This is a genomic window from Xanthomonas sp. CPBF 426 (genome assembly GCF_903989465.1).
GTDB classification, from domain to species: domain Bacteria; phylum Pseudomonadota; class Gammaproteobacteria; order Xanthomonadales; family Xanthomonadaceae; genus Xanthomonas; species Xanthomonas euroxanthea.
In genome coordinates, this window is record NZ_LR861805.1 from 2,952,312 (window position 1) to 2,965,693 (window position 13,382).

Below are 13,382 nucleotides of genomic sequence, written 5' to 3' on the forward strand. Positions count from 1 at the left end.
CTGGAAATCAAAACGTACGGCAAGCTGTTACAGCTTGGTCGCGGCAATCTGGGTAGCCAGCTTGGCGATCGATGGTTCCATCAGATCGGTCAACGGCTTCGGATACAGGCCCAGGGCCAGTACGCCAACGGCGAACACCCCCAGCACGAATGCCTCACGGCCATTGATGTCCTTCAGCTCGGCCACGTGGGCGTTGGCCACCTCGCCAAAGAACACGCGCTTGTAGAGCCACAGCGTGTAGGCGGCAGTGATCACCAGCGTGGTGGCGGCAGCGAAGGCCACCAGCGGATGCTTCTGGAAGCTGGCCAGGATCACCATGAACTCGCCGACGAAGCCACTGGTACCCGGCAGGCCGGCATTGGCCATGAAGAACAGCATGGAGAACGTGGCGAACCACGGCATCACATTGACCACGCCGCCGTAATCGGCGATGCGGCGGGTATGCATGCGGTCGTAGAGCACGCCGATGCAGGAGAACATCGCGCCGGACACGAAGCCGTGCGAAATCATCTGCACCATCGCGCCCTGCAGGCCCAGACGGGCAGCGTCGGTGCTGCCGTACTCGCGCACCAGGGTGAACGCGATGAAGGTGCCGAGGGTGACAAAGCCCATGTGCGCGATGGACGAATACGCCACCAGCTTCTTCATGTCGTCCTGCACCAGGGCCACCAGGCCGACGTAGACGACCGCGATCAGCGACAGCGTAATGACCAGCCAGGCGAACTCATGGCTCGCATCCGGCACGATCGGCAGATTGAAGCGCAGGAAGCCGTAGCCACCGATCTTCAACGCGATCGCAGCCAGGATCACCGAGCCGGCGGTGGGAGCCTCCACGTGCGCATCCGGCAGCCAGGTGTGCACCGGGAACATCGGCACCTTGACCGCAAACGCGATCAGGAAGGCGAAGAAGATCCAGGTCTGTTCCTTGGCGGTCAGCTGCAGCGCGTAGAGGTCGGCCAGCTGGAAGCTGCCGCCCTTCAGGTACAGGTAGACCAGGCCCACCAGCATCAGCACCGAGCCGAGGAAGGTGTACAGGAAGAACTTCATCGCCGCGTAGATGCGCCGCGGACCGCCCCAGACGCCGATGATCAGGAACATCGGGATCAGCATGGCTTCGAAGAAGACATAGAACAGCATCGCGTCAGTCGCGGCAAAGATGCCGACCGTGACGCCTTCCAGGATCAGGAAGGCAGCGACGTACTGATTGACGCGCTTGTCGATCGAGCGCCAGGCACCGATCAGGGCCAGCACCGTCACCAGCGTGGTCAGCACAATCAACGCGACCGCGATGCCGTCCACGCCCAGGTTGTAGCCGATGTTGTAGGCCGGGATCCAGGCATGCAGTTCGATGAACTGCATGGCGTCATTGGCCGTGTCGTAGCCCAGCAGCGGCAGACTCAGCACAAAGGTCGCCACCGCCACCGCCAGGGACGCCCAGCGGGCAGTCTCGGCGTTGCGCAACGCGAGGATCAAGGCGCCACCGATAATCGGCAGCCAGATCAAGATAGACAGTAAAGGCCAGTTCGACACGTTTTCTTATTCCGTACAGGTCAACGCCAGAAATGCATCAGTACCGCCAACAAGGCGATCAAACCGATGATCATTGCGAAGGCGTAGTGATAGAGGAAACCGGATTGCGTGCGACGCAGCAGATTTGCAGCCAGGTCGATCAGTCGGGCAGAACCATTGACGACGACACCGTCGACCACATGGGTATCGATGGCACGTGACGCCTTGCCAAGAGCCACGCCACCACCGGCGAAGCCATTGATCCAGAGCTTGTCGAAGCCGTACTTGTTTTCCAGCAGCCACACGACCGGCGCGAACGCCTTGCGCGACTTGGTCGCCAGTTCCGGCTTCCACAGGTAGAACAGCGCAGCCAGCAACAGGCCGGCGACCGTCAGGAAGAATGGTGCCGCCATCATGCCGTGCAACGCGAAGGCGACCGGGCCATGGAACTCTTCGGCCAGCGCGCCAACGGTGTCGCGCGCCGGATCGTAGAAGTCGACGATGCCGGTGAAGAACGACACTGCCTGCCCCTTCATCGCATGTGCGGCGTGGTGGCCCTGCCAGTCGGTGCCGAACAGCATCGGGCCGATGGTGAAGAAGCCGATCGCCACCGACGGGATCGCCAGCAGGATCAACGGCAGCGTCACCACCCACTTGGATTCGTGCGGCTCGTGGGCACCATGGTGACCATGACCGTGGTCATCGTGGCCGTGCGTATCGTGTGCATGTGCGTCGTGCGCATGACTGTCGTGCGCGTGGACCTGCGCCTCGGCATCGGTGTGCGCGCTGTCGTGGTGTGCATGCGCATCGTGCGAATGGGCATCGCGGAAGCGCTCCTTGCCGTGGAAGGTCAGGAACAGCAGGCGGAAGCTGTAGAAACTGGTCACCAGCACGCCGCCGAGCACCGCCCAGTAACCATAGGTCGCGATCCAGCTATGCGACTCGTGGGCGTGGTGGGCCGCTGCCTCGATGATGGTGTCCTTGGAATAGAAGCCGGAGAAGAACGGCGTACCCACCAGCGCCAGGGTACCGATCACGCTGGTCCAGTAAGTCACCTTCATGTACTTGCGCAGGCCGCCCATCTTGCGCATGTCCTGCTCGTGGTGCATGCCGATGATGACCGAGCCGGCCGCCAGGAACAGCAGCGCCTTGAAGAAGGCATGCGTCATCAGGTGGAACACGGCCGCCGAATAGGCCGACACGCCCAGCGCCACGGTCATGTAGCCGAGCTGGGACAGCGTCGAATACGCGACCACGCGCTTGATGTCGTTCTGCACGATGCCGATCAGGCCGGTGAAGAAGGCCGTGGTCGCACCGATGAACAGGATGAAGTTCAGCGCGGTTTCCGACAGCTCGAACAGCGGCGACATGCGCGCGACCATGAAGATGCCGGCAGTCACCATCGTCGCGGCATGGATCAGTGCCGAAATCGGCGTCGGTCCTTCCATCGAGTCCGGCAGCCAGACGTGCAGCGGCACCTGCGCCGACTTGCCCATCGCACCGATGAACAGGCAGATGCAGATCAGCGTCATCACGCTCCATTCGTGGCCCGCGAACAGCTGCACCTTGGCGCCGGCCATGGTGGTCGCGTTGGCGAACACGGTGGAGTAGTCCAGCGAGCCGAACCACAGCAGCACGCCGGCGATGCCGAGAATGAAACCGAAGTCGCCCACGCGATTGACCAGGAACGCCTTCATGTTGGCGAACACCGCGGTCGGGCGCTTGAACCAGAAGCCGATCAGCAGATACGACACCAGGCCCACCGCTTCCCAGCCGAAGAACAGCTGCAGGAAGTTGTTGCTCATCACCAGCGTGAGCATGGAGAAGGTGAACAACGAGATATAGCTGAAGAAGCGCTGGTAACCCGGGTCTTCTTCCATGTAGCCGATGGTGTAGATGTGCACCAGCAGCGACACGAAGGTCACCACGACCATCATCATCGCGGTCAGGCGATCGACCATGAAGCCCACATGGGCGGAGTAGTTACCGACATCGAAGAAGGTGTACAGGTTCTGGTTGAACGGGCTGGCGCCCTGCTCCACCAGTTGATACAGCGTCAGGCACGACAGCACGCAGCTGACCGCCACACCCAGGATGGTGACGTACTGCGCGCCCTTGCGCCCTACCTGGCGACCGAACAGGCCGGCGATGATGCTGCCGACCAGCGGTGCAAGCACCACCGCAATCAACAGACTCTTGGAGAGAGTGATTTCCATCTACAGGTCAGCCCTTCAACGTATCGACTTCGGCCACATTGATCGTGCGGCGCGTGCGGAACAGAGTCACCAGGATCGCAAGGCCGATCGCAGCCTCCGCGGCGGCAACGGTCAGGATGAAGAACACGAACAACTGACCGGCGGGGTCGCCAAGCTCGCGCGAAAACGCAATGAAGTTGACGTTGACCGACAGCAGCATCAGCTCGATCGACATCAGCAACACGATGACGTTCTTGCGGTTGAGGAAGATGCCGGCCAGCGAGATGCAGAACAGCACCGCGCCCAGTCCAAGCAGGTGGCCCAAGGTAATCAAGACTTCGCCTCCTGTCCGTCGGTCGCATCGAGCGTCGGCGCGACCTGTACCGGCTTTTCAACCGCCATTTTGACCATGCGCAGACGGTCGCCCGCCTTCACCCGCGACTGCTCGCCAGCGTTCTGATGCTTGATGCCGGTGCGCTTGCGCAGGGTCAGCATCACGGCAGCCACCACGGCCACGGTCAGGATCACCGCGGCGAACTCGAACGGCAGCAGGAACTGGGTGTAGAGGGTCTTGGCCAGCCAGGTCAGGTTCGACACATCGGCTGCCTGCGCAGCGGCATTGTCGGCCGGGAACGGCGCGGCACTGCGTGCCTTGACGCCGATCAGGGTGACCATCTGCACCAGCATGGCAACCGCCACGATGACGCCGACCGGCATGTACTTGACCCAGCCTTCGCGCAGGCGGCTGGTGTCGATGTCCAGCATCATCACCACGAACAGGAACAGCACCATCACCGCGCCGACATAGACCAGCACCAGCGTCACGCCGAGGAATTCGGCGCCGACCAGCAACCAGATGCATGCCATCGAGAAGAAGGTGAGGATCAGGCACAACACGGCGTACACCGGGTTGCGCACGCTGATCACCGCACCGGCGGACACGACCGCGACGGCGGAGAAGGCGTAAAAAGCAATAGTGACCCAGTCCATCATGACCTCAACGGAAGGCGGCATCGGCAGCGCGACGCTCGGCGATCTCGGTTTCGAACCGGTCTCCGATGGCCAGCAGCTGCGGCTTGTTGACAATGTTCTCGCCACGCTTCTCGAAGTGGTACTCGAGGATGTGCGTCTCGACGATCGAGTCCACCGGGCAGCTTTCCTCGCAGAAGCCGCAGAAGATGCACTTGAACAGGTCGATGTCGTAGCGCGTGGTGCGGCGCGAGCCGTCCTCGCGCTTGGCCGAGTCGATGGTGATCGCCAGTGCCGGGCACACCGCTTCGCACAGCTTGCAGGCGATGCAGCGCTCTTCGCCGTTGGGATAGCGACGCAGCGCGTGCAGGCCACGGAAACGCGGCGACTGCGGGAACTTCTCCATCGGATACAGCACGGTGTACTTGGGCTTGAACGTGTATTTCAACGTCAGCCACAAGCCGCCTAGCAGTTCGAGCAGGAGCAGGCTCTTGAAGTAATGGGTGATCTTGTTCATCGGTTACACGCCCTTCTGGATCACGCCGTAAAACACCATCAACGCCGTCACTGCGATCCACACGATCGTGAGCGGAATGAACACCTTCCAGCCCAGACGCATGATCTGGTCGTAGCGGTAGCGCGGGAAGCTGGCACGGAACCAGATGTAGGCGCTGGCGAAGAAGAACACCTTCATCAGCAGCCATGGCCAACCACCCTTCCACAACCAGTCGATCCACGGCGAGATATCCGCGTTGACCCAACCCTGGATCGGGCTCAGCCAACCGCCGAGGAAGAAGATCGAGATCAGGAAGCTGACCAGGATCATGTTGGCGTACTCGGCCAGGAAGAACAGTGCGAACGCACCGCCCGAATACTCCACCATGTGGCCGGCAACGATTTCCGACTCACCTTCCACCACGTCGAACGGCGCACGGTTGGTTTCGGCAACGCCCGACACCCAGTACACGATGAACAACGGGAACAGCGGAATCAGGAACCAGTCGAAGAAGCCGGAGTTGCCGGCCTGCGCGAATACGATCTGGCTCAGGTTGACGCTACCGGAGGCAATCATCACGCCGACCAGCGCAAAACCCATCGCGATTTCGTAGCTGACCACCTGCGCGGCCGAGCGCATCGCGCCCAGGAACGCGTACTTGGAGTTGGATGCCCAGCCGGCCAGGATGATGCCGTACACGCCCAACGAGGTCATCGCCAGCAGGTAAAGCAGGCCGACGTTGGCATTGGACAGCACCAGCTGCGCATCGAACGGCACCACCGACCAGGCGGCGAAGGCCGGTGCCAGTGTCAGCAGCGGCGCGATGATGAACATCGCCTTGTGCGAGCTGCTCGGCTGCAGGATCTCCTTGAACAGCAGCTTGAACACGTCGGCGAAGGCCTGGAAGATGCCCATACCCACATACATCGGCCCGTGACGCACATGCATCCAGCCGATCAGCTTGCGCTCCCAGACCACGTAGAAGGCCACCGACACGATCACCGGCACGGCGATCAGCAGGATCTTCAATACGGTCCACAGCACGATGCCGCCATCGCCCAGGCCGACAAACCACTGGTGCAAGGGATCGACCAGGTTCAACAGCAATTCGTTCATGCAGCCACCACCGTTACACGACCGGCACCGAGCGGCGCGGTTGCGCCATGGCCGGATTCGATCCACACCGTGCCCGGTGCGACGCGCTTGTCCAGCACCACCGGCAACGTTGCCTTACCGGCATCGGTGCCGACCTTGACCATCTGACCGGCGCCGACCTGCAACTGCGCGGCCTGCTCCGGGTGCATCGCCACACACGGGGCGAGATTGAGCGGATGCGACTGCAGCGCAGCGGCGCGACGCACCACCGCATCGGTGCGATAGATCGCAGCGGTGGCGGCAACCTCCAGCCCGTCACCGCTAACAGCCGGCTGCGCCGAGGCGGCGGGACTGACGCGACGGTTCTGCATGCCGGCACGCAGGCCGACCAGATCGATGAATTCGAACCCGGCCAGACCCAGCTCGCCGCCAAGCGCACGCAATACGCGCCAACCCTCGCGCGCTTCGACCGGCAGGCGACCGGCGGCACGTGCGGTCTGCACGCGGCCATCCAGATTGGTCAGCGATGCGTCGATTTCCGGCAGTGCACCGATCGGCAGGATCACGTCGGCCACGTCGCGCGTCGAGGCGCAGGCGAACTGGCTGAACGCGACTACCTTGGCACCCGCCAGCGCGCTGCGTGCAGCGGCGGCATCGGCGAAATCCAGGCCCGGCTCGATGCCATACAACACATAGGCCTGACGCGGCTGCGCCAGCATGCCGGCGACATCGCGCGCGGTCGGCAACACACCTTGCGCAACCAGACCGACAGCGTTGGCACCCTGCGGGATCCGGCACAGCGAGGCACCGGTTGCAGCGGCGAAATCGCGTGCGGCAGCACGCAACGAAGCAGCCTGCGGATGATTTTCAGCCAGTGCGCCGACCACGATCACCGCGCGCGTGGCGCCCTTGACCGCATCGCGCAATGCCGCATCGTCCAACGCGCCAGCCAGCTGCGACGGCGCAACGACCGCACGGCTTGCCTGGGTGAAGGCGAAATCGAAATCGACCGGATTGACCGAATGGATCTTCGTCCCGTTCTGGATGCTGGCCTTGCGCAGGCGCGCATGCAGCAACGGCAACTCGTGACGCACGTTGGTGCCGAACAGCACCACCACATCGGCGTGCTCGATCTCGGCCAGCGGCGTGGCAAACGGCTCGGCCACCGCAGCGTCGGAAAAATCGCGATTGAGCAGGCGGTGATCCAGATTGCCGCTGTTCAAGCCTTCGGCAAGACGTGCGAGCAACGCGCCCTCCTCGTTGGAGGTGGACGGATGCACCAGCACACCGAGCTGATCGCCGGCGTTGTCACGCAGGATCTGCGTCGCGGCAGCCAGACCTTCGGTCCAGCTCACTTCGGTCCACTGCCCGTTGACCTTCTTCAGCGGCTTGACCGCGCGGTCTTCGGCGTACAGGCCCTGATGCGAATAACGGTCGCGGTCGGACAGCCAGCACTCGTTGACCGCCTCGTTCTCGCGCGGCACGGTGCGCAGCACTTCGCCGCGACGCACGTGCAGGAACAGGTTCGAGCCCATCGCATCGTGATAGCCGAGCGACTCGCGCGCCATCAGTTCCCAAGGACGCGCACGGAACTGGAACACCTTGTTGGTCAGCGCGCCGACCGGGCACACGTCGATGACGTTGCCGGAAATCTCGGTGGTTAGCGGCTTGCCGTCGTAGGTGCCGATCTGCAGGTTCTCGCCGCGATACATGCCACCCAGCTCGTAGGTGCCGGCGATGTCCGCGGTGAAACGCACGCAACGGGTGCACTGGATGCAGCGGGTCATTTCGGTGGCGACCAGCGGACCGATGTCCTCGTCCGGCACCACGCGCTTGCGTTCGTTGAAGCGGCTGACCGAACGGCCGTAGCCGAGCGAGACGTCCTGCAGCTCGCACTCGCCGCCCTGATCGCAGATCGGGCAGTCCAGCGGGTGATTGATCAGCAGGAATTCCATCACGCTGCGCTGGTATTTCAGCGCCTTCTCGCTACGCGTGGTGACCTTCATGCCGTCCATCACCGGCGTGGCGCAGGCAGGCGACGGCTTCGGGGATTTTTCGACGTCCACCAGGCACATGCGGCAGTTCGCGGCGATCGGCAGCTTCTCGTGGTAGCAGAAGCGCGGGATCGGGATGCCGGCCTTGTCGGCCGCCTGGATGATCATCGAGCCCTTCGGCACCACCAGGGATTGCCCGTCGATCTCGACGGTGACATGGTCCGGTGGCACGTTCGGGTTCACTGGTTGGGCGCTCATGCGGCCACTCCGACGTGCGTGTCGACGATCGAACGACCGTTGACGATGTAGTACTCGAACTCGTCCCAGAACTGGCGCAGGAAGCCCTGAATCGGCCACGCCGCCGCTTCGCCGAAGGCACAGATGGTGTGTCCTTCGATCTGGCCGGCAACCGTGCGCAGCTGGTGCAGGTCTTCCATCGTGGCTTTGCCGGCGACGATGCGCTCCAGCACCCGATGCATCCAGCCGGTGCCTTCGCGGCACGGGGTGCACTGGCCGCAGGATTCCTTGTGGAAGAACTGCGAGATGCGGCAGGCAAAGCGTACGCAGCAGACGCTGTCATCCAGCACCACGATCGCGCCGGAACCCAGGCCGGTGCCCAGTGCACGCAAGGTGTCGTAGTCCATCTGCAGCCCGGCAACCTGGTCGGCCTTCAGCACCGGCATCGACACGCCGCCAGGCACCACGCCCTTGAGCTTGCGGCCCGGACGCAGGCCGCCGGCCATTTCCAGCAGTTCGTCGAAGGTGGTGCCGAGCGGCACTTCAAAATTGCCGCCCTTCTGCACGCAGCCGGACACCGAGAAGATCTTCGGGCCGCCGTTCTTGGTCTTGCTCAAGCCGAGAAACCACTCCGGGCCGTTGCGAATGATCGCCGGCACCGACGCATAGGTCTCGGTATTGTTGATGGTGGTCGGCTTGCCGTACAGGCCGAAGTTCGCCGGGAACGGCGGCTTGTAGCGCGGCTGGCCCTTCTTGCCTTCCAGCGATTCCATCAATGCGGTTTCTTCGCCGCAGATGTATGCGCCGGCACCCAGCGCACCGTAGATATCGATATCCACGCCGCTGCCGAGGATGTTCTTGCCCAGCCAGCCGTTGGCATACGCGTCGGCCAGTGCCAGCTCGAAGTTTTCGAACGGCTCATGGTGGAACTCGCCGCGCAGGTAGTTGTAGCCCACGGTCGAGCCGGTGGCGTAGCAGGCGATCGCCATGCCCTCCACCACCGAGTGCGGGTTGTAGCGCAGGATGTCGCGGTCCTTGCAGGTGCCCGGCTCGGATTCGTCCGAGTTGCACAGGATGTACTTCTGCATCGTGCCCTTGGGCATGAACGACCACTTCAGGCCGGTCGGGAAGCCCGCGCCGCCACGGCCGCGCAGGTTGGACGCCTTGACCATCTCGATGACGTCGGCCGGCGCGATCTTCTCTTCGAGGATCTTGCGCAGCGCGGCGTAGCCACCAGTCTTCAGATAGCTCTCGTACGACCACGGGGTGTCGTAGTGCAGCGTCGTGTAGACGACCTGATGCGGCAACGGCGCCGGACCGACCGGGCCTGAGGGTGCGTGATGATGTGCCATGTCTTACTCCAGCCCGTCCAGCAGCGCGTCGACCTTCTCTTTCGTCAGGTGCTCGTGGTAATGGCCATTGATGACCATCATCGGCGCCGCGGAGCAGGCCGCCAGGCACTCTTCTTCGCGCTTGAGGTAGACGCGGCCATCGGCCGTCGACTGCCCCAGCTTGCAACCCAGCTTCTTTTCCGCATGCGCCAGCAGATCTTCGGCGCCATTGAGCCAGCAGCTGATGTTGGTGCAGAACGCCACGTTGTGGCGGCCGACCTTTTCGGTCTCGAACATCGAGTAGAAGCTGGCGACCTCATAGGCCCACACCGGCGGCAGGTCGAGATACTTGGCCACGCCCACGATCAGCTCGTCGGTCAGCCAGCCCTGGTTCTGCTCCTGCGCAGCATGCAGGCCCTGCAGCACGGCCGAACGCTTGCGATCGGGCGGGAACTTGCTCAACCAATGATCGATGTGCGCGCGCGTCTTGTCGCTCAGCACCACCTGCGGATCGACGTCGCGCGCCGCTTCGAAATTACCCGTCGCCTTCATCGGTCAACCTCACCGAAAACCAAATCGTAAGTACCGATCATCGCCACGACGTCGGCCAGCAGATAGCCACGCACCACCGCGTCCATGGACGACAGATGCGCAAAGCCCGGTGCGCGCAGGTGCACGCGGAACGGCTTGTTGGCGCCATCGGACATCAGGTAGCAGCCGAACTCGCCCTTGGGCGCTTCCACCGCGCAGTAGGTTTCGCCGGCTGGCACGCAGTAGCCTTCACTGAACAGCTTGAAGTGATGGATCAGCGCTTCCATATCGTCCTTCATGCCTTCGCGGCTTGGCGGAGCGACCTTGAAATTGGTGACCATGACCGGGCCCGGATTGGCCTTCAGCCACTTCACGCACTGCTTGATGATGCGGTTGGATTCGCGCATCTCGGCCACGCGCACCAGATAGCGGTCATAGCAATCGCCGTTGGTGCCGACCGGCACGTCGAACTCCACCGCGTCGTACTTGGCGTAGGGCTGCTTCTTGCGCAGGTCCCACTCGATACCCGAGCCACGCAGCATCGGACCGGTCATGCCCCAGGCACGCGCCAGGTCGGGGCTGATGATGCCGACGTCGACGGTACGCTGCTTCCAGATCCGGTTGTCGGTCAGCAGCGTCTCGTACTCGTCCACACGCGACGGGAACGTATTGGTGAAATCCTCGAGGAAGTCCAGCATCGAGCCTTCGCGCGCTGCATTGAGCTTCTTCAGTGCCCCGCCTTTGTGCCAGCGGGATTCCTTGTACTTGGGCATGCGATCGGGCAGATCGCGATACACGCCACCGGGACGGTAGTAGGCAGCGTGCATGCGCGCGCCACTGACCGCCTCGTAGACGTCCATCAATTCTTCGCGCTCGCGGAACGCATACAGCATCACCGCCATCGCGCCTAGATCGAGCGCGTTGGACCCCACCCACATCAGGTGGTTCTTGATGCGGGTGATCTCGTCGAACATGGTGCGGATGTAGTGCGCGCGCTCGGGCACCTCGATCCCCATCAAGGATTCGATCGCACGCACATAGGCGTGCTCGTTGCACATCATCGACACGTAATCCAGTCGGTCCATGTACGGAACCGACTGGTTGAACGGCTTGGACTCGGCCAGCTTCTCGGTGCCACGGTGCAGCAGGCCGATATGCGGATCGGCACGCACCACGGTCTCGCCGTCCATTTCCAGGATCAGGCGCAGCACGCCGTGCGCCGCAGGATGCTGCGGGCCGAAGTTCATCGTGTAGTTGCGGATTTCCTGCTTGCTTTCGACAGGATTGCTCGCGAAGGCATCGGTTGCCTGGCGGAACTCACTCACTTGGCGGTCTCCGACTTGCCCACTTCACCAGCGGCAGTCTCATAACGGGCATCGTCGCGGATCACGCGCGGCACACCGACGCGCGGCTCGACCGAGGTCACCGGCTCGTACACGACACGCTTGCGCTCGTCGTCGTAACGCACTTCCACGTTGCCGATCAGCGGGAAATCCTTGCGGAACGGATGGCCGACAAATCCGTAGTCGGTCAGGATGCGGCGCAGGTCCGGGTGGCCGTCGAAGACGATGCCGAACAGGTCGAAGGCTTCGCGCTCGAACCAGTTCACGCCAGGCCAGATGTCGGTCAGCGATGCCACCACCGGCACCTGCTCGTCCGGTGCGTAGCAACGCACGCGCAGACGCTGGTTGTGCTGGTAGGAGATCAGCTGCGCCACCACCGCAAAACGCTGCTTGGGCATGTGCTGCGGACGTGCGCCGTCGGAACTTTCCTGGCTGGGAAATTCACCCCAGGCGAAACGGCCGACGGCCTTGCCTTCGACGCCGCGGCTGAAGCCCTGCGACGACACGTCGGCGGTATCCCACTCGTCGCTGCCGTAGCCCAGGTAATCGACGCCGCACAGATCGCTCAGCTGCTCGAAACCGAGCTCGTCGCGCAGGGCCAGGCAGGTGGCGTGCCAATCGGCCGCAGCGACTTCCAGCGTCACTTCGCCGCGCGGCAATGCCACGGCGATCTGCGCACCGGCGAAACGTGCCGCAAGTCGGTCAGTGAAGGAGGATGCTTGCTCTGCCATGGGGGCTTGGCTGCTCTCAGTAGAAGAAGACGGGTGTCAGCGCGCGATGGTCTGGGTACGCCAGATCTTCTTCTGCAGCTGCAGGATGCCGTAAACCAGCGCCTCGGCGGTCGGCGGGCAACCGGGGACGTAGATGTCCACCGGCACGATGCGATCGCAACCGCGCACCACCGAATACGAATAATGATAGTAGCCGCCGCCATTGGCGCAGCTACCCATCGAGATGACCCACTTCGGATCCGGCATCTGGTCGTAGACCTTGCGCAGCGCCGGGGCCATCTTGTTGACCAGCGTGCCGGCCACGATCATCACGTCGGACTGGCGCGGCGACGGACGGAACACCACGCCGTAGCGGTCCAGATCCAGGCGCGCCGCACCGGCATGCATCATCTCGACCGCGCAGCAGGCCAAACCGAAGGTCATCGGCCACATCGAGCCGGTGCGCGCCCAGTTCAGCAGCGCATCGACACTGGTGGTCACGTAGCCCTTCTCGAGCAGCGGGTTTTCGCCTTCCGGGCGCAGGATGTCTTCCACCCGGCCTTCCGGCATCGGGTTGGTCATCAGACGATCCAGGGTCTGAATCACTCCCATTCCAGCGCTCCCTTCTTCCACACGTAGATAAAGCCGAGGAACAACATGCCGACGAACAGGCCCATGGTGACCAGCGAACGTGCGCCGATCTCCATGAACACCTGTGTCCACGGCACGATGAAGATGATTTCCAGATCGAACACGATGAACTGGATCGCGATCAGGTAGTAGCGCACGTCGAACTTCATGCGCGCGTCTTCGAAGGCTTCGAAGCCGCACTCGTAAGGCGAGAGCTTGCGCGCATCCGGGGTACGCGGTGCGAGGAATCGACCGATCAGCATCAGCACGATGCCGATACCGGTGGCGACGATCAGAAACAGCAGACTCGGCAAATATTCGGCCAGCACAGCGATTCTCTCT

At 63.0% G+C, this 13,382-nt stretch carries 13 protein-coding genes; all 13 read right to left on the bottom strand.

Features of this window, described 5'->3' with window-relative positions:
- Positions 1-27: 27 nt before the first annotated feature.
- The 13 genes from H7A87_RS12590 to H7A87_RS12650 are packed head-to-tail and all read right to left on the bottom strand — an operon-like array spanning position 28 to position 13,369.
- Positions 28-1,530: an NADH-quinone oxidoreductase subunit M gene (locus H7A87_RS12590; RefSeq protein WP_104581967.1), complete on the bottom strand. Its 1,503-nt coding sequence runs from the start codon at positions 1,528-1,530 to the stop codon at positions 28-30.
- A 20-nt stretch (positions 1,531-1,550) separates the two neighbouring features.
- The gene (nuoL, locus tag H7A87_RS12595; protein WP_119128538.1) at positions 1,551-3,725 is read right to left on the bottom strand and encodes an NADH-quinone oxidoreductase subunit L; all 2,175 of its coding nucleotides are present in this window, start codon (positions 3,723-3,725) and stop codon (positions 1,551-1,553) included.
- A gap of 7 nt (positions 3,726-3,732) precedes the next feature.
- Positions 3,733-4,038, bottom strand: a complete 306-nt coding sequence (gene nuoK / locus H7A87_RS12600; protein ID WP_006450557.1) for an NADH-quinone oxidoreductase subunit NuoK — start codon at positions 4,036-4,038, stop codon at positions 3,733-3,735.
- Positions 4,035-4,697, bottom strand: a complete 663-nt coding sequence (locus H7A87_RS12605; protein ID WP_180497024.1) for an NADH-quinone oxidoreductase subunit J — start codon at positions 4,695-4,697, stop codon at positions 4,035-4,037. Before H7A87_RS12605 ends, nuoK begins: the two co-directional genes overlap by 4 nt.
- A gap of 4 nt (positions 4,698-4,701) precedes the next feature.
- Complete coding sequence (gene nuoI / locus H7A87_RS12610) at positions 4,702-5,190, bottom strand: NADH-quinone oxidoreductase subunit NuoI (protein ID WP_002810206.1); 489 nt, start codon at positions 5,188-5,190, stop codon at positions 4,702-4,704.
- 3 nt (positions 5,191-5,193) lie between these two features.
- On the bottom strand, positions 5,194-6,285 hold the full coding sequence (gene nuoH, locus H7A87_RS12615; protein ID WP_104581965.1) for an NADH-quinone oxidoreductase subunit NuoH: 1,092 nt from the start codon (positions 6,283-6,285) through the stop codon (positions 5,194-5,196).
- Positions 6,282-8,516: an NADH-quinone oxidoreductase subunit NuoG gene (nuoG, locus tag H7A87_RS12620; protein ID WP_119128537.1), complete on the bottom strand. Its 2,235-nt coding sequence runs from the start codon at positions 8,514-8,516 to the stop codon at positions 6,282-6,284. Before nuoG ends, nuoH begins: the two co-directional genes overlap by 4 nt.
- Entirely contained in the window at positions 8,513-9,847 is a 1,335-nt protein-coding gene (nuoF, locus tag H7A87_RS12625; protein ID WP_024937978.1) for an NADH-quinone oxidoreductase subunit NuoF, read from the bottom strand. Before nuoF ends, nuoG begins: the two co-directional genes overlap by 4 nt.
- 3 nt (positions 9,848-9,850) lie before the next feature.
- Positions 9,851-10,378: an NADH-quinone oxidoreductase subunit NuoE gene (gene nuoE, locus H7A87_RS12630; RefSeq protein ID WP_016902996.1), complete on the bottom strand. Its 528-nt coding sequence runs from the start codon at positions 10,376-10,378 to the stop codon at positions 9,851-9,853.
- Positions 10,375-11,682, bottom strand: a complete 1,308-nt coding sequence (locus H7A87_RS12635) for an NADH-quinone oxidoreductase subunit D (RefSeq protein ID WP_016902995.1) — start codon at positions 11,680-11,682, stop codon at positions 10,375-10,377. The genes nuoE and H7A87_RS12635 overlap by 4 nt, the downstream gene beginning before the upstream one ends.
- Positions 11,679-12,431 (bottom strand): NADH-quinone oxidoreductase subunit C, encoded by a 753-nt coding sequence (locus H7A87_RS12640; RefSeq protein WP_104581963.1) that lies wholly within the window; start codon positions 12,429-12,431, stop codon positions 11,679-11,681. Before H7A87_RS12640 ends, H7A87_RS12635 begins: the two co-directional genes overlap by 4 nt.
- Before the next feature lie 36 nt (positions 12,432-12,467).
- Positions 12,468-13,022 (bottom strand): NADH-quinone oxidoreductase subunit B, encoded by a 555-nt coding sequence (locus tag H7A87_RS12645; protein WP_016944318.1) that lies wholly within the window; start codon positions 13,020-13,022, stop codon positions 12,468-12,470.
- Positions 13,013-13,369 carry an NADH-quinone oxidoreductase subunit A gene (locus H7A87_RS12650; protein ID WP_010371162.1) on the bottom strand — a complete coding sequence of 119 codons (357 nt, stop codon included), beginning with the start codon at positions 13,367-13,369 and terminating at the stop codon, positions 13,013-13,015. The genes H7A87_RS12645 and H7A87_RS12650 overlap by 10 nt, the downstream gene beginning before the upstream one ends.
- Positions 13,370-13,382 lie beyond the last annotated feature (13 nt).

Excerpts from the sequence above, each read along its gene's own strand:
- nuoL (WP_119128538.1), bottom strand. The coding sequence starts at position 3,725 with ATGGAAATCACTCTCTCCAAGAGTCTGTTGATTGCGGTGGTGCTTGCA.
- H7A87_RS12605 (WP_180497024.1), bottom strand. The coding sequence starts at position 4,697 with ATGATGGACTGGGTCACTATTGCTTTTTACGCCTTCTCCGCCGTCGCG.
- nuoI (WP_002810206.1), bottom strand. The coding sequence starts at position 5,190 with ATGAACAAGATCACCCATTACTTCAAGAGCCTGCTCCTGCTCGAACTG.
- nuoH (WP_104581965.1), bottom strand. The coding sequence starts at position 6,285 with ATGAACGAATTGCTGTTGAACCTGGTCGATCCCTTGCACCAGTGGTTT.
- nuoG (WP_119128537.1), bottom strand. The coding sequence starts at position 8,516 with ATGAGCGCCCAACCAGTGAACCCGAACGTGCCACCGGACCATGTCACC.
- nuoF (WP_024937978.1), bottom strand. The coding sequence starts at position 9,847 with ATGGCACATCATCACGCACCCTCAGGCCCGGTCGGTCCGGCGCCGTTG.
- nuoE (WP_016902996.1), bottom strand. The coding sequence starts at position 10,378 with ATGAAGGCGACGGGTAATTTCGAAGCGGCGCGCGACGTCGATCCGCAG.
- H7A87_RS12640 (WP_104581963.1), bottom strand. The coding sequence starts at position 12,431 with ATGGCAGAGCAAGCATCCTCCTTCACTGACCGACTTGCGGCACGTTTC.
- H7A87_RS12645 (WP_016944318.1), bottom strand. The coding sequence starts at position 13,022 with ATGGGAGTGATTCAGACCCTGGATCGTCTGATGACCAACCCGATGCCG.